The 22,100-nt window shown below is 71.5% G+C and carries 21 protein-coding genes and 1 tRNA gene; 15 read left to right on the top strand and 7 right to left on the bottom strand.

Features of this window, described 5'->3' with window-relative positions; translation table 11 throughout:
- Positions 1–114: 114 nt before the first annotated feature.
- Entirely contained in the window at positions 115–315 is a 201-nt protein-coding gene (locus tag ACH4RC_RS35885; protein ID WP_398208322.1) for an SCO3870 family protein, read from the top strand.
- 6 nt (positions 316–321) lie between these two features.
- Here ACH4RC_RS35885 and cpt read toward each other — a convergent pair whose 3' ends face one another.
- The gene (gene cpt, locus ACH4RC_RS35890; RefSeq protein ID WP_398208403.1) at positions 322–831 is read right to left on the bottom strand and encodes a chloramphenicol phosphotransferase CPT; all 510 of its coding nucleotides are present in this window, start codon (positions 829–831) and stop codon (positions 322–324) included.
- A gap of 450 nt (positions 832–1,281) precedes the next feature.
- A complete protein-coding gene (phoU, locus tag ACH4RC_RS35895) occupies positions 1,282–1,977 on the bottom strand; it encodes a phosphate signaling complex protein PhoU (protein ID WP_398208324.1) in 696 nt (231 codons plus the stop codon).
- 200 nt (positions 1,978–2,177) lie between these two features.
- Between phoU and ACH4RC_RS35900 the strand changes: the two genes are divergently transcribed.
- Together ACH4RC_RS35900 and ACH4RC_RS35905 are read left to right on the top strand one after the other, a co-directional pair.
- Positions 2,178–3,464 carry a sensor histidine kinase gene (locus tag ACH4RC_RS35900; RefSeq protein ID WP_398208325.1) on the top strand — a complete coding sequence of 429 codons (1,287 nt, stop codon included), beginning with the start codon at positions 2,178–2,180 and terminating at the stop codon, positions 3,462–3,464.
- The gene (locus ACH4RC_RS35905) at positions 3,461–4,141 is read left to right on the top strand and encodes a response regulator transcription factor (protein WP_018527980.1); all 681 of its coding nucleotides are present in this window, start codon (positions 3,461–3,463) and stop codon (positions 4,139–4,141) included. The genes ACH4RC_RS35900 and ACH4RC_RS35905 overlap by 4 nt, the downstream gene beginning before the upstream one ends.
- 85 nt (positions 4,142–4,226) lie before the next feature.
- Here the strand turns inward: ACH4RC_RS35905 and ACH4RC_RS35910 are convergent, their stop codons facing one another.
- Positions 4,227–4,925: a DUF461 domain-containing protein gene (locus tag ACH4RC_RS35910; protein ID WP_398208327.1), complete on the bottom strand. Its 699-nt coding sequence runs from the start codon at positions 4,923–4,925 to the stop codon at positions 4,227–4,229.
- A gap of 657 nt (positions 4,926–5,582) precedes the next feature.
- Here ACH4RC_RS35910 and ACH4RC_RS35915 point away from each other — a divergent pair.
- From ACH4RC_RS35915 to ACH4RC_RS35965, 11 genes are all read left to right on the top strand, one after another.
- A complete protein-coding gene (locus tag ACH4RC_RS35915; RefSeq protein WP_003953493.1) occupies positions 5,583–6,065 on the top strand; it encodes a CarD family transcriptional regulator in 483 nt (160 codons plus the stop codon).
- A 264-nt stretch (positions 6,066–6,329) separates the two neighbouring features.
- Positions 6,330–7,103 carry a 2-C-methyl-D-erythritol 4-phosphate cytidylyltransferase gene (gene ispD, locus ACH4RC_RS35920; RefSeq protein ID WP_398208328.1) on the top strand — a complete coding sequence of 258 codons (774 nt, stop codon included), beginning with the start codon at positions 6,330–6,332 and terminating at the stop codon, positions 7,101–7,103.
- Positions 7,093–7,617, top strand: coding sequence for a 2-C-methyl-D-erythritol 2,4-cyclodiphosphate synthase (gene ispF, locus ACH4RC_RS35925; RefSeq protein WP_398208330.1), 525 nt, complete (start codon positions 7,093–7,095; stop codon positions 7,615–7,617). The genes ispD and ispF overlap by 11 nt, the downstream gene beginning before the upstream one ends.
- A 154-nt stretch (positions 7,618–7,771) precedes the next feature.
- Positions 7,772–8,329, top strand: coding sequence for a GNAT family N-acetyltransferase (locus tag ACH4RC_RS35930; RefSeq protein WP_398208331.1), 558 nt, complete (start codon positions 7,772–7,774; stop codon positions 8,327–8,329).
- On the top strand, positions 8,329–9,807 hold the full coding sequence (locus ACH4RC_RS35935) for an ABC transporter substrate-binding protein (RefSeq protein WP_398208405.1): 1,479 nt from the start codon (positions 8,329–8,331) through the stop codon (positions 9,805–9,807). Before ACH4RC_RS35930 ends, ACH4RC_RS35935 begins: the two co-directional genes overlap by 1 nt.
- The gene (locus tag ACH4RC_RS35940) at positions 9,804–11,579 is read left to right on the top strand and encodes an ABC transporter permease subunit (protein WP_398208333.1); all 1,776 of its coding nucleotides are present in this window, start codon (positions 9,804–9,806) and stop codon (positions 11,577–11,579) included. Before ACH4RC_RS35935 ends, ACH4RC_RS35940 begins: the two co-directional genes overlap by 4 nt.
- Positions 11,576–12,868 (top strand): MDR family MFS transporter, encoded by a 1,293-nt coding sequence (locus ACH4RC_RS35945; RefSeq protein ID WP_398208334.1) that lies wholly within the window; start codon positions 11,576–11,578, stop codon positions 12,866–12,868. Before ACH4RC_RS35940 ends, ACH4RC_RS35945 begins: the two co-directional genes overlap by 4 nt.
- A 4-nt stretch (positions 12,869–12,872) precedes the next feature.
- The gene (locus ACH4RC_RS35950; protein ID WP_398208335.1) at positions 12,873–13,277 is read left to right on the top strand and encodes a PPOX class F420-dependent oxidoreductase; all 405 of its coding nucleotides are present in this window, start codon (positions 12,873–12,875) and stop codon (positions 13,275–13,277) included.
- 46 nt (positions 13,278–13,323) lie between these two features.
- The gene (gene cysS / locus ACH4RC_RS35955; RefSeq protein ID WP_398208337.1) at positions 13,324–14,724 is read left to right on the top strand and encodes a cysteine--tRNA ligase; all 1,401 of its coding nucleotides are present in this window, start codon (positions 13,324–13,326) and stop codon (positions 14,722–14,724) included.
- A gap of 92 nt (positions 14,725–14,816) precedes the next feature.
- Positions 14,817–15,767 (top strand): 23S rRNA (guanosine(2251)-2'-O)-methyltransferase RlmB, encoded by a 951-nt coding sequence (gene rlmB, locus ACH4RC_RS35960; RefSeq protein WP_398208338.1) that lies wholly within the window; start codon positions 14,817–14,819, stop codon positions 15,765–15,767.
- 119 nt (positions 15,768–15,886) lie between these two features.
- The gene (locus ACH4RC_RS35965) at positions 15,887–17,596 is read left to right on the top strand and encodes a DoxX family protein (RefSeq protein ID WP_398208407.1); all 1,710 of its coding nucleotides are present in this window, start codon (positions 15,887–15,889) and stop codon (positions 17,594–17,596) included.
- Positions 17,597–17,680: 84 nt separating this feature from the next.
- Here the strand turns inward: ACH4RC_RS35965 and ACH4RC_RS35970 are convergent, their stop codons facing one another.
- The 3 genes from ACH4RC_RS35970 to ACH4RC_RS35980 all read right to left on the bottom strand — a co-directional run bounded on the left by ACH4RC_RS35970 (position 17,681) and on the right by ACH4RC_RS35980 (position 20,305).
- Positions 17,681–18,436, bottom strand: a complete 756-nt coding sequence (locus ACH4RC_RS35970) for an NDP-sugar synthase (RefSeq protein ID WP_398208339.1) — start codon at positions 18,434–18,436, stop codon at positions 17,681–17,683.
- Positions 18,437–18,489: 53 nt separating this feature from the next.
- Positions 18,490–18,948 carry a hypothetical protein gene (locus ACH4RC_RS35975; protein WP_394432922.1) on the bottom strand — a complete coding sequence of 153 codons (459 nt, stop codon included), beginning with the start codon at positions 18,946–18,948 and terminating at the stop codon, positions 18,490–18,492.
- A gap of 220 nt (positions 18,949–19,168) precedes the next feature.
- On the bottom strand, positions 19,169–20,305 hold the full coding sequence (locus tag ACH4RC_RS35980) for an ABC transporter ATP-binding protein (protein ID WP_398208342.1): 1,137 nt from the start codon (positions 20,303–20,305) through the stop codon (positions 19,169–19,171).
- Positions 20,306–20,532: 227 nt separating this feature from the next.
- On the opposite strand from ACH4RC_RS35980, the gene ACH4RC_RS35985 reads away from it, so the two are divergent.
- Positions 20,533–20,606: transfer RNA gene (locus tag ACH4RC_RS35985), tRNA-Thr, on the top strand.
- A gap of 46 nt (positions 20,607–20,652) precedes the next feature.
- On the opposite strand, the gene ACH4RC_RS35990 is transcribed toward ACH4RC_RS35985, so the two are convergent.
- Positions 20,653–22,059 carry a tyrosine-type recombinase/integrase gene (locus tag ACH4RC_RS35990; RefSeq protein WP_398208344.1) on the bottom strand — a complete coding sequence of 469 codons (1,407 nt, stop codon included), beginning with the start codon at positions 22,057–22,059 and terminating at the stop codon, positions 20,653–20,655.
- Positions 22,060–22,100: the final 41 nt, after the last annotated feature.

Here is a 22,100-nt window from a genome sequence, read left to right on the forward strand (position 1 = left end):
CCGATCAGCAAGGACGCGGATGTGGCGCCGTGCCCGAAGACCACAGGCGGCTCAATGCCCCTTGCATGTAACCTCGTTCGGGACCAACCGTCTTCTTGCTTGGGGGAAGTGTCGATGACGAAAGGCCCGTTCGTCGCCATGGCCACCGCGACCGCCGCGCTCGGGACAGCACTCGGTGCCCTCGCGCTTCAGTTGCGGGCGGGCGGATACGAGCAGTACGTCGAGTCCGTGGCCACCTTCAGTGTCCTGATGTACGTCACCGCCGCGCTCACCGTCGTGACGTGGGTCCGGGACGGGCGGCCGCACGCGAACTGACGGGGTTCAGGGGACGTGGCGTGCGATCTCCCGGGCGCAGTCCAGCGCCTCCGTCCGGGTCGTGTCGACCACCACGTCGTACGTCACGCCCTTGTGCACCAGCTCCGCCTGCTGCGCCGCCATGCCGGTGATGCGATTGCCCCGGGCCACCTCTCGGGCCGCCGCCGTCTCCGCGTCGCAGCGGACTCCCACCCAGAGCACGTCCAGGCCGTGCAGGGCAGTGCGCCAGCGGCACTGGGACTCCGCGCCGCCCAGAAAGACTTCGTCCACCACCACCTTCGCCCCGGCCGCAGCCATCGCCGCCACGCCCGCGATCCACGCCCGCTCCAGCTCGCGGAAGGCCGGGCCCACCGTCACCGAGCCGTCGGGGGCGAGGTCGATGCCTGCTCCCGATGCCGGCATCGCTTCGATCAGGGTGTCCGTGCCCAGAGTCAGCCAGGCGTCAGGAAGCACGGACTGGAGGCAGCGGGCGATTCCCGACTTGCCAGAGCTGGAGCCGCCGTTCAGGACGATCACGTCAGTCACCGTCGCACCGTAGATCCGGTGGCCGCGCGACCGCCAACGCGTTTCCGCTGCACCTTCGCGCGCGTATGCGCCGTTGATGCGCCCGTCCCTCCGGGCATGCAATAGGTACAGACCCGTTGAGCATTCGCATTCAGGAGGGAAGCCCATGGCTGCCGAGTCCCCCAGGCCCGACCGGACACCCGAAGCGTCCGCCGCCACCCCAGCCCCCCGCCCGGCACCCCGGCTGGTGCTGCTCGGGGCCTGTGGCTGCGGCTCGGGCTGCGGTTGTGGCTGCCAGTCGGGCGCCCCTTGCCAGTGCGGCGGCTGCTGCGGCTGACCGACCACCCGGATCAGACAGGTAGGACGGGTAAGACAGGTAGGACAGGTAAGACACGGCCCAGTAGATCGGGGGCCCCGCACAACCGCGCCTGCGGGGCCCCGTCATCCGGAGACAACCGGATCTCAGGCCGTCTCCACCGCCGTCACCACAGAGGACCCCGCCGACGACGACTGCACGTCCGCGTGTTCCCCCGTCACCAGATACACCACCCGCTTCGCCACCGACACCGCATGATCCGCGAACCGCTCGTAGTAGCGGCCGAGCAGCGTCACGTCGACCGCCGTCTCGATGCCGTGCTTCCACTTCTCGTCCATGAGGTGCTGGAAGAGCGTGCGGTGCAGCAGGTCCATCTCGTCGTCGTCCTGCTCCAGCTGCATCGCCAGGTCGACGTCCTTGGTGATGATGACCTCCGCCGCCTTCGCCATGAGGCGCTGCGCCAGCTGGCCCATCTCCAGGATGGTGGCGTGCAGGTCGTGGGGGACGGCATGGTCTGGGAAGCGGAGCCGGGCCAGCTTGGCGACGTGCTGGGCGAGGTCGCCGCTGCGCTCCAGGTCCGCGCTCATCCGCAGCGAGGTGACCACGATCCGCAGATCGGTCGCCACCGGCTGCTGCCGGGCGAGCAGCGCTATGGCCCGCGCCTCCAGGTCGTGCTGCAGATCGTCGACCTTCTGATCGGCGGCGATCACGCTCTCGGCGAGCTTCAGGTCGGCGTCGAGCATGGCCGTGGTGGCGCGCCCGATCGCCGACCCGACAAGGCGGGCCATCTCGACCAGGCCCTCGCCGATCGAGTCAAGTTCCTCGTGGTACGCGTCACGCATACGAACGTTCCCTCTCTGTACGTGAGGCTCTCCATGGGGCCGGGTCAGCCCCACGGTCCCACGTTCAGGCCCGTACGCGTCCGAATCCGGCACCTCAAGTGAACCGACCCCGTATCCAAGGTGAACTCTGGGCGACGAGTGTTCGAGCGACCACTCGGACGGCTGTGGAGGACCCGCTCGGGCCGCATATCGTTGAAGACATGGACGTGAACGCGGCGGTCGCCGCAGCGGCAGCGATCGCCGGAGTGTGCACCGGTGTCATCGCCATGCTGGCGTTCCGCTGGAGCGAACGCGACCAGAAACGCCCAACCCGCACCTCCCTGCACACGGACCCTGTCCTTCCGCCCGGCGTCGACACCGTTCTGTCCGTCCTGCGCTCCTCCGCCGTCGTCCTCGACGAGGCGGACAGCGTGGTCAAGGCCAGCTCGGCGGCGTACGCCCTCGGCCTCGTACGCGGCGGGAAGCTCGCCGTCGAACCGATGCTGCAGATGGCCCGCGACACCCGGCGCGACGGCGAGATACGCCAGGTCGAGCTGGACCTGCCCCGGCGCGGCACCGGCCGCGGCGACGCCCTCGCGGTCTCCGCGCGCGTCGCCCCGCTCGGCTCCCGCCTGGTGCTGCTCCTCGTCGAGGACCTGACCGAGGCCCGGCGCATCGAGGCCGTACGGCGCGACTTCGTCGCCAATGTGAGCCATGAGCTGAAGACGCCGGTCGGCGCTCTCTCGCTGCTGTCGGAAGCCGTCATGGACGCCTCCGACGATCCCGAGGCCGTCGAGCGGTTCGCCGGGCGCATGCAGATCGAGGCGACCCGCCTGACCAGCCTCGTCCAGGAGCTCATCGACCTCTCCCGGGTGCAGAACGACGACCCGCTCGAGGACGCCGAACCGGTCCGCGTCGACGAACTCGTCGCCGAGGCCATCGACCGCTGCCGCCAGCCCGCCGCCACCAAACAGATCACCATGGCCGCCGGCGGCACCGCCGACCTGCAGATCTGGGGCAACCGCGGCCAGCTCGCCGCCGCCCTCGGCAACCTCGTCGAGAACGCGGTCAACTACTCACCCGCGCGCACGCGCGTGGGCATAGCCGCCCGTCAGGTGGCCGCCCCGGGCGGCGACCTCATCGAGGTCGCCGTCACCGACCAGGGCATCGGCATATCCGACAAGGACAAGGAGCGCATCTTCGAGCGCTTCTACCGCGTCGACCCGGCCCGCTCCCGCGCCACCGGCGGCACCGGCCTCGGCCTCGCCATCGTCAAGCACGTGGCCGCCTCGCACGGCGGGGAGGTCACCGTGTGGAGCTCGGAGGGGCAGGGCTCCACGTTCACCCTGCGGCTGCCCGAGGCGGTCGCGACCCGCGCCCCGCAGAAGCGAACCCACCCAGCCTCACCTGGTCCGACGGACGAACGCGACGAAGACGACGCACCCGGGTCCGACCGCACCACCACCGCCTACGAAACCATCCCCGCCGCCCCGGAGGTCCTTCCGTGACCCGAGTGCTCGTCGTCGAGGACGAGGAGTCCTTCTCCGACGCCCTGTCCTACATGCTCCGCAAGGAAGGCTTCGAGGTCGCCATCGCGGCCACCGGGCCCGACGGCCTGGACGAGTTCGAGCGCAACGGCGCCGACCTCGTACTGCTCGACCTGATGCTGCCCGGCCTGCCCGGGACCGAGGTCTGCCGCCAGCTGCGCGGCCGCTCGAACGTGCCGGTCATCATGGTGACCGCCAAGGACAGCGAGATCGACAAGGTCGTCGGCCTGGAGATAGGAGCCGACGACTATGTCACCAAGCCCTTCTCCTCGCGCGAACTGGTCGCCCGCATCCGCGCCGTCCTGCGCCGCCGCGGCGAGCCCGAGGAGGTCGCCCCGCAGGCTCTGGAGGCGGGCCCGGTCCGTATGGACGTGGACCGGCACGTCGTCACGGTCTCCGGCTCCAAGGTCGACCTGCCGCTCAAGGAGTTCGACCTCCTGGAGATGCTGCTGCGCAACGCGGGCCGCGTCCTGACCCGTATGCAGCTCATCGACCGGGTCTGGGGCGCGGACTACGTCGGCGACACCAAGACCCTGGACGTCCATGTGAAGCGGCTGCGCGCCAAGATCGAGCCGGACCCGGGCGCCCCGCGCTACCTGGTGACGGTCCGCGGCCTCGGCTACAAGTTCGAGCCGTAAACCGCATCAGCGCCGAACGCACACGGCTGAGGGCGGGCCCCGATCCCCGGGGCCCGCCCTCAGCCGTGTGCGTTCGTGCGGCGGCTCAGTGGCCGGACGAATCCGTCTGCTCGTCCGCCGCACCGCTGCCGTCCGCCGAGTTCGACGGGGACGCGGAGTTCGACGTGCCCTCCGTGCCCGCCTCCGGCGAGGTGCCGGTCTCCGCCGAGGAGGAGGCGGAGGAAGAGGCCGACGTGGACGGCTTCGTGCCCTCGTTCGGCGTGGCGGGCGCCTTCGTCGGGCCCCACTTCTCGAAGTAGCTCTCGGCCGGCACGACGAAGCCGCGCAGCTTCACGTCACCGGTCTTGCTGAAGCCGAACGTGATCAGCTGCGCGTTGCCGTCGAGGACCGCGGCGTCGCTGTTGGGCAGCTCGGCGGAGGCGTTGTTCTTGCCGCCGAGGACGACCGACTCACCGGCCGGGACCGTGATCTTCGAGCCGCCCTTGGCGCCGGTCAGCTCGGCGGCGGTGTCGACGCCGTCCAGCTTGACGGAGTCGAGGGTCTGGTCGGTCGAGCCGTTGTTGAAGAGCGTCGCGGTGACGACGGCCGGGCCGTCGGCGTCGCGGTCCGGCTGCGTGATGACCGTGGCGTTCTGGATCTTGATGTCACCGACGGCGGTCGCGGCGTTGTCCGGCTTGACCTCGAGTGTCTGGGCGTTGTTGCCGGCACCGCACGCGGCGAGCGAGGCGATCGAGAACGCGATGGCGGCGGCGGCGAGGGCGCCGCGTCGAAGGCTGCTGCTCACGGCGGCGGCATCTCCTTGAACGTGGGCGAAGCGGACGGCATCCACGAGTTGTAAAGCCGTCCTAAGGGACTGTCAGCGGCCTTAGGCTACCGAGCCGTTCCCAGGTCGCCGCACCCGACCCGCCCCTACGTGCCCCCGGGCCTCGGACGCGCCCCCGGTCAGCCGCACCGGCCGCCGTCTCTCGCGCGCCCCGTTCACCTTTCACATAACGTTTCCCGCGCCCTTGTGCGCCCCGCGCGTGGGGATTTCCGGTAAGGAATGCATGGCGGTTCGGAAAAACGATCATCCGACTGCGGGAATCCCACGGAATCGCGGCGGGATGACGTAGATCAATTTCCGTGATCGCGGTGATCTCAAGGGGATTCGGCTCGAACGGACCTCCGTGAACCCGAACGGAGTAGCGGATCTTCGGCGCTTCGAACTACGCAAAACGGGACGTTCTTCCCCTCCTGGCCCTGTTCCGGCGTCTGTGACGTCGACGTTTCGGGCCCGCCGGAGAGCCGCTCCGACCTGCGAATACCGTGCTCCGCTACCCCTCCGCAGCACGTTCCTGTTGTTGTTGTCAAGCCCCGAGATATGCCCTGACCTGCGAAAACGCCATTCAGAACCCGCCGTTTCCGTGTTACCCTGGATAGCCACGGAAGGGGTACCTGTCACATGACGTTCAAGGTTGGCGACACCGTGGTCTATCCCCATCACGGGGCCGCGCTGATCGAGGCTATCGAAACTCGCCAGATCAAAGGCGTGGACAAGACCTACTTGGTGCTGAAGGTCGCCCAGGGTGACCTGACGGTACGTGTGCCAGCGGACAATGCGGAGTTCGTCGGCGTGCGTGATGTGGTCGGTCAGGACGGGCTCGACCGGGTCTTCGAGGTACTGCGCGCGCCGTATGCCGAGGAGCCCACGAACTGGTCGCGCCGTTACAAGGCAAACCTGGAGAAGCTCGCCTCTGGCGATGTCATCAAGGTCGCGGAAGTCGTGCGTGACCTGTGGCGTCGTGAGCGCGAGCGCGGACTGTCCGCGGGTGAGAAGCGCATGCTCGCCAAGGCTCGCCAGATCCTGGTGAGCGAGCTCGCTCTCGCGGAGAACACGAACGAGGACAAGGCCGAGGCCCTGCTCGACGAGGTTCTCGCGTCCTGATACGCGCAGCCTGACTGACACGCGGAGCCTTTCGCGCAGTCTGATCAGGCACAGCCGTCGCGTAGAACAATGCCGTGGTGCCCGATGACCCTGATGGTGTCGCCGGGCGCTGCGGCATGTTCGTACCCGTCTATGTTCTTGTGGGTGTGCCGGGCCCGGACAGCTGGCTCGACCAGTGTCACGGAAGGGTCCGGTCAAGAAGTCGCGCCCGACACGATGTGGCCATACCCACCACCCCCGAGCGTACAAACCTGAACGGAACCGATGTCTGACGAAACGCGTCCCGTCGCCGGCGGCGCCCGCACCGCGGCCGTGATCCCGGCCGCCGGGCGGGGCGTACGCCTCGGTCCTGGCGCCCCCAAAGCGCTCCGCGCGCTGAACGGCACACCGATGCTGATCCACGCCGTGCGCGCGATGGCGGCGTCCCGTTCGGTCTCCCTCGTCGTGGTCGTCGCGCCGCCGGACGGCGCCGCCGAGGTCAAGATGCTGCTCGCCGATCACGCGCTCCCCGGAGGCCCCCCCAGCGGTAGCTGGGGGAGGACCGACTTCCTTGTCGTGCCCGGCGGTGAGACGCGCCAGCAGTCCGTGAAGCTCGGGCTCGACGCGCTGCCCGCCGGTATCGACATCGTGCTCGTGCACGACGCGGCCCGGCCGCTCGTCCCGGTCGACACGGTCGACGCGGTCATCGAGGCCGTGCGTGACGGAGCGCCCGCCGTGGTCCCGGCGCTGCCCCTCACCGACACGGTGAAGGAAGTCACGCCGACCGCCGACGGCTCCCCGGAGCCTGTCGTCGCCACGCCGCCGCGCGCACGCCTGCGCGCGGTGCAGACGCCGCAGGGCTTCGAGTACGCGACGCTCGTGCGCGCCCACGAGACCGTCACGGACGACGTCACCGACTGTGCCGGGATGGTCGAGAAGCTCGGCCTCCAGGTCGTGCTCGTGCCCGGCCACGAAGAGGCGTTCAAGGTGACCCGGCCGCTCGACCTGGTGCTCGCCGAGGCCGTGCTCGCCCGCAGGAGGGCCAACGATGGGTTCTGAGCAGCGGGCCCTTCCCCAGGAGGCGCGGATGGTGCTGCCGCAGGTCGGCATCGGGACCGACATCCACGCCTTCGAGGACGGCCGCGAGCTGTGGTGCGCCGGGCTGAAGTGGGAGGGCCAGGGCCCCGGTCTCGCCGGACACTCCGACGCGGATGTCGTCGCGCACGCCGCCTGCAACGCGCTGTTCTCGGCCGCCGGGCTCGGCGACCTCGGCCGGCACTTCGGCACCGGGCGCCCCGAGTGGTCGGGGGCGAGCGGCCTCACGCTGCTCACCGAGGCCGCGCGGATCGTGCGCGAGGCGGGCTTCGTCATCGGGAACGTGGCCGTCCAGGTCGTCGGGCCACGGCCCAAGATCGGCAAGCGGCGCGACGAGGCGCAGAAGGTGCTCTCCGAGGCGGCCGGGGCGCCGGTCTCCGTGTCGGGAGCGACCACCGACGGGCTCGGGTTCCCCGGCCGTGACGAAGGGCTCATGGCGATCGCGACCGCGCTCGTGGTGAAGGACCAGGCCGCGTAGACCCAGGCCGCGTAGTACAGGCCGCATAGGCCCGGTTCGCGTATACCCGGGCCGCATAGATCCAGGTCACCCGCGCCCTGCCCGCCTTACTGCACATTGCTTGCAGTTAGAGTGGACCGGCAAGTGTCGGTCGTCGTGAAGGCAGTGTCAGGCAATGGGTGAGTACGAGATCCGCGCGGCCGGGGACGGCGACGTGGACGGAGCCCGCGCCGTCATGCTGGACACCGTCTACCGCGACCTGCGCTCCGGGTACGTGCCGCGCTGGCACGCCGACATCATCGACCCGGCCACCGCCTATCTGCGCCCCGAGCGCTGCACCCTGCTCGTCGCCGAGCACGTGGCGAGCGGGGAGATCGTCGCCACCGGCGCGGTGCGCGACCGCGGGCCCGCCTCCCCGCCGAACCCGCGCTGGGTCGCCGACCGCTTCCCCTCCGGCTCCACCGCCCAGCTCTGCCGCATCTACGTACGCCCCGGGCACCGCCGCAACGGCCTCGCGCGCGACCTCGTACGCGAGCTGACCGGCTTCGTCGCCACGGCGGGCGGCTACGAGCGGCTCTACCTGCACACCGACCCGGCCGTGCCCGGCGCCGAACCGTTCTGGCGCTCCCTCGCGCACGAGGTCTGCGACGAGCGGGAGCTGCCCGGCGGCGGTCAGGGCATCGTCCACTTCGAACTGCCGCTGCCCGCGCCCGTCGCTGCCGTCACCCGGTGATGCGCCGCCGCGGCTTCCTCCTCGCGGCGGCCGGGACCGGGCTCACCAGCGCCTGCGGCTCGTTCACCGGCACCGCGCGCGGCGGCCGGATCGCCGTCGACCTCGCCTTCGCGCCGACCCAGGGCCTGTCCCCGTACGGCGACGACGGTCTCCTTCTCAGCCGGCTCGCGGTCGTCGACGGGCTGACGCGGATGGACACCGACGGCGTCATCCATCCGGCCCTGGCCGCGAAGTGGACTCGTACGAACGCCACGACCTGGGAGTTCACGCTGCGGGACGCCCGGTTCCAGGACGGTGAGCGGGTCACCGCCGAGGCCGTCGTGGGGGCGCTGCGGGCCGCCGGGCGGGCCAAGGTGAAGCCGCGTGTGCTGAGCGACACGGAGCTGGAGGTGCGGGCGCTGGGGGAGCGGGCCGTGCGGATCACCACCAGGACCGCCGACCCGCTGTTGCCCGCCCGGCTCGCGAACCCGTCCTTGGCGGTCTTCTCCCCGGCCGCGTACGGGAAGAAGACCGCCAAGGACGGGTTGGTCGATCCCGTCGGGCACGCCACCGGGCCGTTCACCCTCACCCACCTCGACGGTGCCGTCTCCGCCACCCTCGACCGCTTCGACGGGCACTGGCGCGGCAGGGCGGCGGCGCGCGGGGTCGACGTGACCTTCGTCGCCGACAACAACGCCCGCTCCAACGCGCTGCGCTCAGGACAGATCGAGCTCGCCGAGTTCGTCCCCGCCGCGCAGGCGCTCATCCTCGGCGGCCGGGCCCGCAAGGTCGCCACCGTGCGCACCACCACCCTGTACCTGAACACGCGGACCGGGCCGCTCGCCGACCCCGGGCTCCGCGCCGCCGTCCGCGCCGGCGCCGACACGTCCGCGCTGGCCAAGAGCGTCTACGAGGGCTACGCCGAGCGCGCCACCGGGCTCCTCGGCCCCGGGTTCGCCTGGGCCGACGGCAAGCAGCTCCCCGTCACCGGGCGCGCGAAGGCGGCGAAGCCGCGCGGGCAGCGCCTCACCCTCGCCACCTACACCAACCGGGCCGAGCTGCCCGAGGTCGCCGCCGCGCTCGAGCAGCAGCTCGAACGGGCCGGGTTCGACGTGCGGCTCGTCGTCAAGGACTACGCGCGCCTGGAGTCCGGGGCGCTCGACGGCGACTACGACGCCTTCCTGATGTCGCGCTCCACCGCGCTCGACACCGGCGACCCCGTCTCGTACCTCGCCTCCGACTTCACCAGCGGCGGCAGCTTCAACATCTCCCAGCTCGGCGATCCGGCCGTGGACGCCGCCGTGCGCGAGGCCGCCGCGCTCGACGGCACCGCGCGGCAGCGAGCCGTACTCGCCGCGGAGGCCGCGATCCTGCGCACCGACGCGGCCGTTCCCGTCGTCCACGAGGAACATCTGCAGGGCGTCGGCGCCGGGGTGCGCGGAGTCGTCCTCGACCCCTACGAGCGACAGTTCGTCGGTCTGGAGACCCGCGCGCGATGAGGAACGTGAGCGTCGTCGCCGGACGCGTGGCAGCGGCGGGCGGCCTGCTCCTGCTCACCGCGCTGCTGCCCTGGCTGACCCGCACCGACCCGGCGCTCACCGTCCTGCACGCGCGGTACGGCGACGCGCCCACGACACCGCGACAGCTCGCGGAGGTGCGGGACCAGCTGGGGCTCGGCGAAGGCCCCTTCACGTTCCTGGGCCAGTGGGTACGCGGCCTCGTCCACGGTGACCTGGGCGCCTCCTGGGTGACCGGCGCCGACGTCGGCGCGGATGTGGGCGCCGCCTTCGGGGTCTCCCTCTCCCTCATGGCGTACGCGATGGTGGTCGCCGTCGCCCTGGCCGTCGCCCTGTGCCTGCCGACGCTGCGGCGCGGGACGACCCGGACCCGGCCGCCGAGCGGGGCCGCCGCCGGGGTCCTCGCCACGCTCCCCGAGTTCCTGCTCGCCTCCGTCCTCGCCACGCTGTTCGCCGTGCGGCTCGGCTGGTTCCCCGCGCAGGGCTGGCAGTCGCCCGCGTCCGCCGTACTGCCCGCGCTCGCGCTCGGCATCCCCGCCGGGGCGGTCCTCGGGCGGCTCGCGCAGGACGCGCTGCCCGCCGCGTTCGCCGAACCCTGGGTGCGGACCTGGCGGGCCAGCGGGATGCCCCGCGCCCGCATCGCCCGGCACGCGGCGCGCCGCGCCCTGCCCGCCGTGCTCCCGCAGGCCGGGTTCACCGTCGTGGGGCTGACCGGCGCGGCGGCGGCCGTCGAGGCGGTCTTCGCCATCCCCGGGCTCGGCGGGACGGCGGTCGCCGCAGCGCTCGACCTCGACCTGCCCCTCCTCCAGGGCTGCCTCATCGTCCTGCTCGCGCTGGGCGTGGCGGCGGCCGTGACGGTCGGGCTGCTGCGCCGGTGGCTGCTCGGCCCCGCGCTGAAGGCGGGCGCGCTCCCGGGCCTGGCCCGCACCCCCGGCGGCGGACGCGCACGGCTCCACGCGGCCTGCGCCCTGGCCGCCGTACTCCTCGCGGTGATCGTCTGGGGGCTCACCCGGGACGCCCTCCACGTCGACCTCGCCGCGCGCCTCGCACCGCCCACGGCCGCGCACCCGTTCGGCACGGACGCGCTCGGCCGCGACGTGCTCGCCCGGCTCGGGCACGGCGCCCTGCGGACCCTGGCCGTCGCGGCGGCGGTCTGCGCGGCGTGCTTCGTCGTCGGCGTCGCGCTCGGCCTCGCCCGCTGGACCAAGGGCCTGACCGAGGTCGCCAACGCCATGCCCGCGATCCTCGCCGGGCTCCTGGTCACCGGCGTCTTCGGCGCGGGCATGACCGGCGCGGCCGTCGCCGTCGCGGCGGTCGGCTGGGCGCCGCTGGCCGCGCACACGGCGGCCCTCGCCGAGACGGAACGGGGGTCGGGCCACGTGGAGGCGGCGCTCGTCCACGGCGCCGGCCGCTGGCACATCCTGCGCCACCACGTCCTGACCGGCGTCCTCCCGCAGGTGGCCCGCCACGCGACGCTCCGCCTGGCCCCCACGACCCTGGCCCTCGCCTCCCTCAGCTTCCTGGGCCTGGGCACCCAGCCCCCGGCCCCGGAGTGGGGCCGCCTCCTGATGGAGAACCTCCCGTACGCCGAACGAGCACCGTGGTCGGTGCTGGCCCCGGCGCTGGCACTGGCGTGCGTGGGCGCCTGCTTGGCGCTGGCGTCAGCCCCGCAGGGGCGCGGGGAACGGCGCGACCAGCCACGACGAAACCGCGCCCGGCGACCGACCGGACCGGTCACGGCGAGTCCCCGGTGAGCACCCACCGGCTCCGGATCCGCGACATCCCGCCCTACCTGCAACTGCTCACCACGACCCAGCTCGCCTTCAACATCGGCTTCTACGCGGTCCTGCCCTACCTGGCCGCCCACCTGACCGACAGCCTCGCCCTGGCCGGATGGGCGGTCGGCCTGGTCCTGGGTCTGCGCACCTTCAGCCAGCAGGGCCTGTTCATGGTCGGCGGCGCGCTGACGGACCGCTTCGGGCCGCGCCCGGTCGTGCTGACGGGCTGCGCGCTACGCATCGCCGGGTTCACCTGGCTGGCCTTCGCCGACAGCACGGCCACCGTCATCGGGGCCGTCGTCCTGGTCGGGTTCGCCGCTGCGCTGTTCTCCCCGGCCGTCGAGTCGGAGACGGCCCGCGAGGCGGTCGCGCACGAACGCGCCACCGGCATCCCCCGCGCCCAGATCCTGGGCCTGTTCTCGGCCGCGGGCCAGGCGGGCGCCTTCCTCGGCCCGCTGCTCGGCACGGCCCTGCTGTTCGCCGGCTTCCGCGCGGCGTGCCTGGCGGGCGCATGCGTGTTCGTGGCCGTACTGATCTTCCACGCCCGCTCGATGCCCCGCAGGGGACCCGGCAAGGCGGCGACGGGCGACGGCCCGGCCGGCGGAGCCCTCCGCTCGGTCCTCACCCGCCCCCGCTTCCTCGCCCTCTGCCTCGCCTACAGCGGCTACCTCATCGCGTACAACCAGCTCTACCTCGCCCTCCCCGTCGAGCTGACCCGCGCCACCGGCTCCCAGGACGGGGTCGGCGCGCTGTTCGCGCTGTCCTCGCTGCTCGTCGTCGGGGTGCAGCTGCCGGTCACCCGCTGGGCGGCGGGGCGGCTCGCGCCGCGTACCGCGCTCACCGCCGGGCTCCTCCTCGTAGCCGTCGGGTTCCTGGCGGTCGCCTGGCTGCCAGGACGGGGCGCGTACGTCTACCTCCCCGCCGGGCTCCTCGTCGTCCTGCTCACTCTCGGCCAGATGCTGCTCGTCCCCGCTGCCCGCGGCCTCGTCCCCGATCTCGTCGACGAGCGGCACCTCGGCCTCGCCACCGGCGCCCTCTCCTCCGTCTCCGGACTCGCCGTCCTGGGCGGCAGCGCGGCCACGGGCGCGCTCCTCTCGCTGCCTGCCCCCGCCCTGTGGACGGCGCTCGCGGCGGTGCCGCTGGCGGCGGCGGGAATCGGTCGACTTGTGACATCAGGGCGCTCCGGTCACGTAAATGCCGCCCAGCCGCATGGTGTTGGCGCAGGATCGGGTACGCGATCCCCGTCACCGTCCATAGAGGAGTGAGGCCATGTCCGCCCACCTGTCCGACGAGCTCAAGGCGCTGCTCGACACCAAGGTCTTCATCAACGTCGCCACGATCCAGCCCGACGGCAGCCCCCAGGTCTCCCCGGTCTGGGCCAAGCGCGACGGTGACGACGTCCTCTTCTCCACGACCGTCGACCGCCGCAAGGAGAAGAACCTGCGCCGCGACCCCCGTGTGACGGTCGTGGTGCAGCCCGCCGACAACCCGTACACGTACGCCGAGATCCGCGGCACCGCCGAGATCAGCACCGAGGGCGGCCAGGAGCTCATCGACGAGCTGTCCGTCAAGTACACCGGCAAGAAGTACGCGGAGTTCAACCCGGCCTCCGCCCAGGACGGCGAGCGGGTCGTCGTACGGGTCCGGGCGCGCAAAGTCGTAGGCGGCCTGTGACATCAGCGGGCCCATGGCACCCCTCCGGGCCCACTACCCTGGAGGGGTGACTATTCGCCTGTACGACACCAGCGCCCGGCAGACTCGTGACTTCTCCCCGCTCACGCCGGGCTGCGTCTCGATCTACCTGTGTGGCGCCACCGTGCAGGCGGCCCCGCACATCGGCCACATCCGTTCGGGCCTGAACTTCGACATCATGCGCCGCTGGTTCACGTACCGCGGCTATGACGTGACGTTTGTGCGCAACGTGACGGACATCGACGACAAGATCATCAAGAAGGCGGCCGAGCAGAACCGCCCCTGGTGGTCGATCGGGTACGAGAACGAGCGGGCGTTCAACGACGCCTACACCGCCCTCGGTTGCCTGCCGCCCACGTACGAGCCGCGCGCCACCGGCCACATCACCGAGATGGTCGAGATGATGCGCGGCCTCATCGAGCGCGGTCACGCCTACGAGGCCGACGGCAACGTCTACTTCGACGTCCGCTCCTTCCCCGGCTACCTGGAGCTGTCCAACCAGGACATCGACGACCTGCGCCAGCCCTCGGAGGAAGGCGTCACCGGCAAGCGCGACCCCCGTGACTTCGCCATGTGGAAGGCGGCCAAGGAGGGCGAGCCCAGCTGGGAGACCCCGTGGGGCCGCGGCCGGCCCGGCTGGCACCTGGAGTGCTCGGCGATGGCCCACAAGTACCTGGGCTCCGCCTTCGACATCCACGGCGGCGGCATCGACCTGATCTTCCCGCACCACGAGAACGAGATCGCGCAGGCCAAGGCGTACGGCGACGAGTTCGCCAAGTACTGGGTGCACAACTCCTGGGTCACCATGGCCGGCGAGAAGATGTCGAAGTCGCTGGGCAACAGCGTGCTCGTCTCCGAGATGGTCAAGCACTGGCGGCCCATCGTCCTGCGGTACTACCTGGGCACCCCGCACTACCGCTCGACCATCGAGTACAGCGAGGACGCGCTGCGCGAGGCCGAGTCCGCGTTCGCCCGTATCGAAGGCTTCATCCAGCGCGTCGCCGAGAAGGCGGGCGGCGTCGTCGACCCGGCCGACGAGGTGCCGCCCGCGTTCGCCGAGGCCATGGACGACGACCTCGGCGTCCCGCAGGCGCTCGCCATCGTGCACACCGCCGTCCGGCAGGGGAACTCGGCGCTCGCCGCCGACGACAAGGAAGCCGCCGTGGCCCGCCTCGCCGAGGTCCGCGCCATGCTCGGCGTCCTCGGCCTCGACCCGCTCGACCCGCACTGGGCGGGCGAGAGCGACCGGGGCGAGGACCTGCACGGCGTCGTCGACACCCTCGTCCGCCTCGTGCTCGACCAGCGTGAATCGGCCCGCGCCCGCAAGGACTGGGCCACCGCCGACGCCATCCGCGACCAGCTCGGCCAGTCCGGGCTCGTCATCGAGGACAGCCCGAGCGGACCGCGCTGGAGCCTGGGCCCCCGCTGACCCCCCGGATGTGCCGCCCGCGCCGTCGGGCGGCACACTTCATAGAAGTACACGCATAGACGCACACACTGACGTAAGAGAACAGGTAGGTCATGGCCGCCAACAACAACCGCCGCATGTCCGGCAAGAAGGGCGCGCAGGTCGGCAGTGGCGGCCAGCGGCGCAAGGGTCTCGAAGGCAAGGGCCCCACCCCGCCCGCCGAGGCGCGCAAGGGCCACAAGAAGAACCGCATCGCGGGCGCCCAGGCCAGGCAGGCCGCCCGCCGCCCCACCAGCCGTACCGGCGGCCCGCGCTCCAAGTCGGCCTCCGAGATGGTCGTCGGCCGCAACCCGGTCGTCGAGGCGCTGCGCGAGGGCGTGCCCGCCTCCACCCTCTACGTCCAGCAGTTCATCGACAACGACGAGCGCGTGCGCGAGGCGCTCCAGCTCGCCGGTGAGCGCGGCGGCATCCACCTCATGGAGGCCCCCCGCCCCGAGCTGGACCGCATGACCAACGGCCTCAACCACCAGGGCCTCGTACTCCAGGTCCCGCCGTACGAGTACGCGCACCCGGAGGACCTCGTCGCCGCCGCCTTCGACGAGGGCCAGGACCCGCTGATCGTCGCCCTCGACGGCGTCACCGACCCGCGCAACCTCGGCGCCGTCGTCCGCTCCGTCTCCGCGTTCGGCGGCCACGGCGTGGTCGTGCCCGAGCGCCGGGCCGCCGGGATGACCGCCGGTGCGTGGAAGACGTCGGCCGGTGCCGCCGCCCGTACGCCCGTCGCCCGCGCCACCAACCTGACGCGCGCCCTGGAGCAGTACAAGAAGGCGGGCGTCGCGATCGTGGGCCTCGCCGCCGACGGCGACCACGAGGTCGGCGACCTCGAAGCGCTCTCCGGGCCCGTCGTCATCGTGGTCGGCAGCGAGGGCAAGGGCCTGTCCCGCCTGGTCGGCGAGACCTGCGACTACCGCGTCCGCATCCCCATGCCGGGCGGCGCCGAGTCGCTGAACGCCGGTGTCGCCGCCGGTGTCGTGCTGTACGAGGCGTCGCGCCGCCGCGCCTGACCGGCGCGTTCGCTCCGGGCCCCGCCCCTTTGCCCCGGCTTCGGCGGCTTTGACGGGGCCCGGACATTTCGGTGCGGTCAAGGCAGTGTCCTAAACACACATCACTCGGTTAGATGAGTGTGGACACCAGAACGCCCCGCACACCCTCGGGGGACCAATCGTCGGGATTCGACGACGCTCCCGCGCTGAGCATGGTGAAGGTTCCGTGCGACCCGGCGCAGGTCATCGTCAACCACGCGAGTTTCCGCGTGCAGCTTCCCAGGGCGCAGCAGACGCAACTCCCGCACATCGCACGGCACTTGAGCGCCATGGGGATGGCCGGAGCCGAAGCGTCGACCACCCGTATCCCCGTCATCACCGGCGCAGGCACGCCCGGCGCCCGGCGCCGCCCCGTCGTCATGCGCGGCGCCCAGGACCTCGCCGCCAGCGGCCTGCTGCAGTCCGCGCGCCGCGTGGGCGAGCCGGACGACGGTGGTGCCACACAGGTCATCCCCCGCGTCGACATGGACCGCGACCTCAGCGACGAGATGTACGCGGGCGAGGCGACCGAGGAGACGCCCGTCGTCATCGGCCGCCAGGGCGGCGGCCCCGGCACCCGGATCCTGCCGCAGATGCGCCAGTCCGGCGCCGCGTTCGAGGAGACCGGCGAGCTTCAGCAAATCTCCTACGAGGACGAGGAGTTCGACGGCAACGACGGCTTCGGCGGCTCCCGCGGTGACGAGGAGACGGCGAACGAGACGACCGCCGCCCGGCGCTACGGCCCCGTCCGGCACGCCTACTACCCCGGCCGCCGGATGAACCTCGGCGTCGTCCTCCTCCCCCTCCGCGTCTTCCTCGGCTTCATCTCCATCTACGCGGGCATGGGCAAGCTCTGCGACCCCGTCTACTTCGACGGCGGCGAGCGCGGCTCCATGGTCAAGTGGCTGAACTCGCTGCACCCGTGGGCGCTCGCCGAACCCATGCGCGACTGGGCGCTCCAGCACCCCGTCGGCGCCGGGCTCGTCATCGCCTTCGCCCAGGTCATCGTCGGTGTGCTCACCGTCCTCGGCCTGTGGCAGCGGATCGCCGCCGTCCTCGGCGCCCTGCTCTCGGCCGCGCTCCTGCTCACCGTCAGCTGGAAGACCGTCCCCGCCTACGACGCGCCCGACATCATCTACCTCGCCGCCTGGTCCCCGCTGATCATCGCGGGCGCCCCGGTCTACTCGGTCGACGGCCGCCTCGCCGCGGGAGCCTGGCGGCGCCTCGGACCCCGCACCGCCCTGTGGAACCTGCGCCGCTACGTGCTGCGCCGCGGCACCGTCATCGCCACCCTCGTCATCGGCTCCACGCTGCTCGTCGGCTCCCTGCTCGGCAGCGCCGTCCGCGACGCCGACCGCGTCACGGCCCCCGGGCCGGGCGACGCCCCGCGCAACGAGCAGCCGGGCTCCCCGCTCCCGTCCGCCCCGGGCGCCAAGCAGCGCCACTCGCACTCCTCCCCGTCGGCCTCGTCGAGCTCCCCGGCGCGGGGCGGCACCAGCGCGAGCCCGTCCGGCGCGGCCAGCTCACCCGGCGCCGCCCGCGAGTCCGGCACGGTCAGCGGCACCACGACCACCCCGACCCAGGGCGCCACGGCCGGCCAGGCCCCGCCCCGCCGGACGACCCCGCAGCAGCCCCCGGCCAGCACCACGGCGGGCCCGGCCACCAGCGGCGGCACCATCGGCGGCGAGGGCGGCGCCACGTCGGACGGCGGCACGTCCTCCTCCGGTGGTGGCGGCGGTGGCGGCGGTGGCGGCCCCGAGGAAGGCGGCAGCAGCGGAGGCGGCAGGCTGGTGGGCGGCCTGCTCGGCTGACCGGGCCTCCCCACCCCTACGAGGAAGGGGCCCCGCACGATCACCGTGCGGGGCCCCTTCCTCGTACGTATCGGCAACTCCTTCTCAGCGGCTGAGCGCCTTGAGCTCCTTCGCCGCCTCGCTGAGGTCCTTCGCCGTGTCGATCGCCCGCCAGTACGCGCCCTGCGGGATCGGGAAACCGGCGAGGCGCTTGGCGCGGGCCAGGCGCGGGAACGTGGTGCGCTCGTGGTCGCCGGTGTCCGGGAGCAGCGAGGCGAACTCGGGGGAGAGGACGTACAGCCCCGCGTTGATCAGGTACGGCGACGGCGGCGCCTCGACGAAGTCCGTGATGTGGCCGAACGCGTCCGTCTCGACGGCGCCCCACGGGATACGGGGACGGGCGAGGGCGAGCGTCGCCGTCGCCTCGCGCTCGTGGTGGAAGTCGGCCATGTCGCGCAGCGAGAACCGGGTCCAGATGTCACCGTTCGTCGCGTACCAGGGCCGGTCCTGATGCGGCAGGTGCCGGGCCGCGAACTTCAGGCCGCCGCCGCGCCCGAGGGGCTCCTTCTCGACGACCGTCGTGACGCGCAGGGGCAGGTCCGCCTTGGTGAGCCACTCCTGGAGGACCTCGGCGAGATGCCCGCAGGAGACGACGGCGTCCGTGACGCCCTCCTCGGCGAGCCAGGCCAGCTGATGCCCGATGATCGGCGTCCCCGTGCCCGGGATCTCCACCATCGGCTTCGGCCGGTCGTCGGTGTACGGGCGCAGCCGCGAACCCTGGCCACCCGCGAGGACGACGGCCTGGGTGGGGCGGTGGGCAGAAGAATGCGGGCCGTGCGCGGACGGTTCAACGGTCGTCATGACCGGAACTGTACGTGCGCACGGCCCGCCGGGAGCTGCGGACGGCAGGTGGTTCAGGCCCGGAACCCGGCCACCCCCGACGCGAAGGAGGTGTCGCAGACCGGCCGCGCGTACGACTGGGCGCGCGCCGGACCGTAGGCCTGCACCGCGGCGCGGCCCAGGGCCTTCGCGATCGACATGCAGTGCTTGGCGAGGGACGGGCGTCGGTCGACCTCCTGCTGGAGATGGGTCAGCGCGATCCCGGGGTTGTCCTCCTGGAGCTCTTGGAGCAGCCGGTCCCGGAGGACGTCCTGCGGGGCGCGCGACTTGGCGCGGGCGGAGACATCGTGTGAGGAAGCCGTGAGGATGGAGTCCGCGTCGTTCCCGGACCAGTTGACTCGGGTGACCGCGAGGGTCCCGGAGAGCACCAGCATCACCGGCAGGACGAACGCGAGCGTGCGGGCGGCGCGGCGGGCGGGGCCCTGGCCCCGGGCTCGGCGCGGCTTCTGGGTGTAGTCAGCGGAGTGCGTCACGCGAGTGAGCGTAGCGGTCAGTGATGATTTGGCGACATTTCGTCACTCGACCGAGGGACGGGTAAGTAGGTTTCTTTGCTTACGCGTTGACGCCACTGGCCCATATGTCTTACTTGCCGGGGTATTTGTCGACACTGCACGCGCCAGGGGCATACGCGAGGGGCCCCGCGCAGCGTCGGCGCGGAGCCCCTCGGTCGTCGTAGTGCTGTCCAGCCCGGTCTCAGTCGGAGAGACGCTCACCCGTTGAGGTCGAGAACACGTGGGTCTCGCCCGGACGCGGCACGACGTGCAGCTGCGCGCCCTTCTCCGGCACCTGGCGGCCGTTGACCCGGACGACCAGGTCCTGGTGCTCGCCGCCGACCTGCGCGGCACCGTAGACGTAACCGTCGGCGCCGAGCTCCTCCACCACGTTCACGGAGACCGCGAGGCCCGCCGGGGCATCGGTGGCGTCCTTGGTGAGGGTCTTGGCGGCCTCGCCACCGTGCTCGACGATGTCGAAGTGCTCCGGGCGGACGCCGACCGTGACGGTGGTGTCGCCCTTGTCGGAGGCGGCCTTGAGGGCCTCACGGTTGATCGGCACGACCGAGTTGCCGAACTTCACGCCGCCGTCCGTGATCGGGACCTCGACCAGGTTCATGGCGGGGGAGCCGATGAAGCCGGCGACGAAGAGGTTGGCCGGGCGGTCGTACATGTTGCGCGGCGAGTCGACCTGCTGGAGCAGACCGTCCTTGAGGACCGCGACACGGTCACCCATCGTCATGGCCTCGACCTGGTCGTGGGTGACGTAGACGGTGGTGATGCCGAGGCGGCGCTGGAGCGACGCGATCTGCGTACGGGTCGACACACGGAGCTTGGCGTCGAGGTTCGACAGCGGCTCGTCCATGAGGAACACCTGGGGCTCACGCACGATGGCGCGGCCCATGGCGACACGCTGACGCTGACCACCGGAGAGCGCCTTCGGCTTGCGGTCCAGGTACTCGGTGAGGTCGAGAATCTTCGCGGCCTCCTCGACCTTCTGCCGGATCTCCGCCTTGTTCACGCCGGCGATCTTGAGCGCGAAGCCCATGTTGTCGGCGACCGACATGTGCGGGTAGAGCGCGTAGTTCTGGAACACCATGGCGATGTCCCGGTCCTTCGGCGGAAGGTGCGTGACGTCGCGGTCGCCGATGCGGATGGCTCCGCCGTTGACGTCCTCGAGCCCCGCGAGCATGCGCAGGGAGGTCGACTTGCCGCAGCCGGACGGGCCGACGAGGACGAGGAACTCGCCGTCCTCGATCTCGATGTCCAGGCCGTCGACGGCGGGCTTGGTCGAACCCGGGTAGACGCGGGTCGCCTTGTCGAACGTGACAGATGCCATGGCTGTGAAGCCCCCTTCACCGGCAGGAACGTGCCGGACGATCCGTTGTAAAGGCGGGGCCGGGTGCGGCGGATGCCGCAGCGGCGTGAAGCAGTGGTGTAGTCCACGCGGGTGAACTGATCGGACCGTACCCGCAGGACGGCCGGTCTGTCAGTACTCCGGAGCCTGTGGGATTCGCCGAATTATTCGACGGACCGGGTCACGGGGTTGGTTACACTGCACGGGCTGCCTCCTTAGCTCAGATGGCCAGAGCAACGCACTTGTAATGCGTAGGTCGTCGGTTCGAATCCGACAGGGGGCTCTGCCGAACCCCAGGTCGGAACGACTCCGACCTGGGGTTTTCTCGTTCAGCGGATGCGGCGACGGCGGCGGGAGCGGGCCGCTCGGGTGCCAGGGGTCTCAGTTGTGGTCTCAGTCGGGCCGGAATGTGGGGCCGGATCGGGGCTCGGCGCGGGTACAAAGAACTCGCCCATACGCCGCATTGCGTCCTTCGACAGGTGAGACCGGCCCTTCACGTAGCGGCGGGTCTGGCTGATCTGGGTGTGCCGAAGAATCTCCATGATGGTCGGCATGTCTACGCCAAGCTCATTAAGGATCGTCCCCGCCGTGTGGCGGCTCCCGTCATACAGGCGGCGGTCGTCGATCCCGGCCTCGGTCAGCAGCTCCTTGAACTCCTCGTAGTCCTGCCGGGGGTCGAGCGGGCGGCCGTCCGGCCGGGAGAATACGACGTGGTGTTCCTCCCACAGCTCACCAGCGGCGGCCCGCATCTCGTCCTGGCGGGCCTTGTGGTCGTGCAGGAACGGGAGGAAGACGGGCGGGATCGGTACGGGGTTCTGGCTTTTCTTGGTCTTGGGGCGGGTGAAGGTCAAACCGCCTTCCTTGCGGTTGGGGCAGGCGCTCGCGTGCTTCGTGCATGTCTTGGTGCAGGGCGACGGGCAGCCACGCTTGTAGTTCTTGTGCGTGGTGCAGTTCGGCGGGCACGGCTCGAAGCGGTGGAGGCGTTCCCCGCACGCGTGCGGGTCCGTGCAGCCGTGGCGCCATGTGAGGCGCTGTAGCTGCCACTTGGGGTGGAACAGCTCCGCGTCGAGGTCGACGTAGGGCCAGCGCAAACCGAGCGTCTCGCCCTGCCGGAAGCCCATGCCGACACCGACGATCCACCGCATGAAGGAGGGGCGCTTCGCCGCCGCCTCAAGGAACGCCTTGGACTCCTCCTGAGTGAAGGGGTTCGCCTCGGTCTCATCGACGCTGGGCGGGTCCACCAGGGTGGCGACGTTCTCACTGACCATGCGGCGACGGTGAGCGATCTTCAGAGCGCGGGACAGAATGCGGTGGACCTTCACGACGTGCGAGGGGGCGTGTCCGGCATCGAGCATCGCCCGGTACATGTGCTCCAGGTGCTCGGGCTGAAGCTTGTCGATCCGGTGCTGTCCGACCCCCGGGATGATGTCGTTGCGGGTCTTGGACCAGTAGTCATCCAGGGAGCGGGGCTTGAGTTTCAGGCTCGCGATGTCGGTGAGGTAGGTCTCCATCCACTTCGCGACGGTCGGCGCGCGACCGGCCTTGGTCGCGCGGCCCTCGTCGCGCTGGCGCTCCAACTTCCTGACCTTGCTCTTGATCTCGGACTCGGTCTTGGCGCGGCGGTGACGCCGGTCGGGGCTGCCGTCGTTCTTCACGCCCATGGTGACGCGGCCGTGCCACCAGCCGTCAGCGCCGAAGTAGATGGATGATTCGTTGTTGGCCTTGCGCGGGCTCATGTGGACCTCTCCATGAGGGAGGCGCCCCGAGCGGAGTGCTC

It is taken from the genome of Streptomyces sp. NPDC016845 (assembly GCF_044332585.1).
Lineage (GTDB): Bacteria > Actinomycetota > Actinomycetes > Streptomycetales > Streptomycetaceae > Streptomyces.

Coding starts and splice junctions, on each gene's coding strand:
- ACH4RC_RS35885 (WP_398208322.1), top strand. CDS start 115: ATGACGAAAGGCCCGTTCGTCGCCATGGCCACCGCGACCGCCGCGCTC.
- phoU (WP_398208324.1), bottom strand. CDS start 1,977: ATGCGTGACGCGTACCACGAGGAACTTGACTCGATCGGCGAGGGCCTG.
- ACH4RC_RS35900 (WP_398208325.1), top strand. CDS start 2,178: ATGGACGTGAACGCGGCGGTCGCCGCAGCGGCAGCGATCGCCGGAGTG.
- ACH4RC_RS35915 (WP_003953493.1), top strand. CDS start 5,583: ATGACGTTCAAGGTTGGCGACACCGTGGTCTATCCCCATCACGGGGCC.
- ispD (WP_398208328.1), top strand. CDS start 6,330: ATGTCTGACGAAACGCGTCCCGTCGCCGGCGGCGCCCGCACCGCGGCC.
- ispF (WP_398208330.1), top strand. CDS start 7,093: ATGGGTTCTGAGCAGCGGGCCCTTCCCCAGGAGGCGCGGATGGTGCTG.
- ACH4RC_RS35930 (WP_398208331.1), top strand. CDS start 7,772: ATGGGTGAGTACGAGATCCGCGCGGCCGGGGACGGCGACGTGGACGGA.
- ACH4RC_RS35935 (WP_398208405.1), top strand. CDS start 8,329: ATGCGCCGCCGCGGCTTCCTCCTCGCGGCGGCCGGGACCGGGCTCACC.
- ACH4RC_RS35940 (WP_398208333.1), top strand. CDS start 9,804: ATGAGGAACGTGAGCGTCGTCGCCGGACGCGTGGCAGCGGCGGGCGGC.
- ACH4RC_RS35950 (WP_398208335.1), top strand. CDS start 12,873: ATGTCCGCCCACCTGTCCGACGAGCTCAAGGCGCTGCTCGACACCAAG.
- rlmB (WP_398208338.1), top strand. CDS start 14,817: ATGGCCGCCAACAACAACCGCCGCATGTCCGGCAAGAAGGGCGCGCAG.
- ACH4RC_RS35970 (WP_398208339.1), bottom strand. CDS start 18,436: ATGACGACCGTTGAACCGTCCGCGCACGGCCCGCATTCTTCTGCCCAC.
- ACH4RC_RS35980 (WP_398208342.1), bottom strand. CDS start 20,305: ATGGCATCTGTCACGTTCGACAAGGCGACCCGCGTCTACCCGGGTTCG.
- ACH4RC_RS35990 (WP_398208344.1), bottom strand. CDS start 22,059: ATGAGCCCGCGCAAGGCCAACAACGAATCATCCATCTACTTCGGCGCT.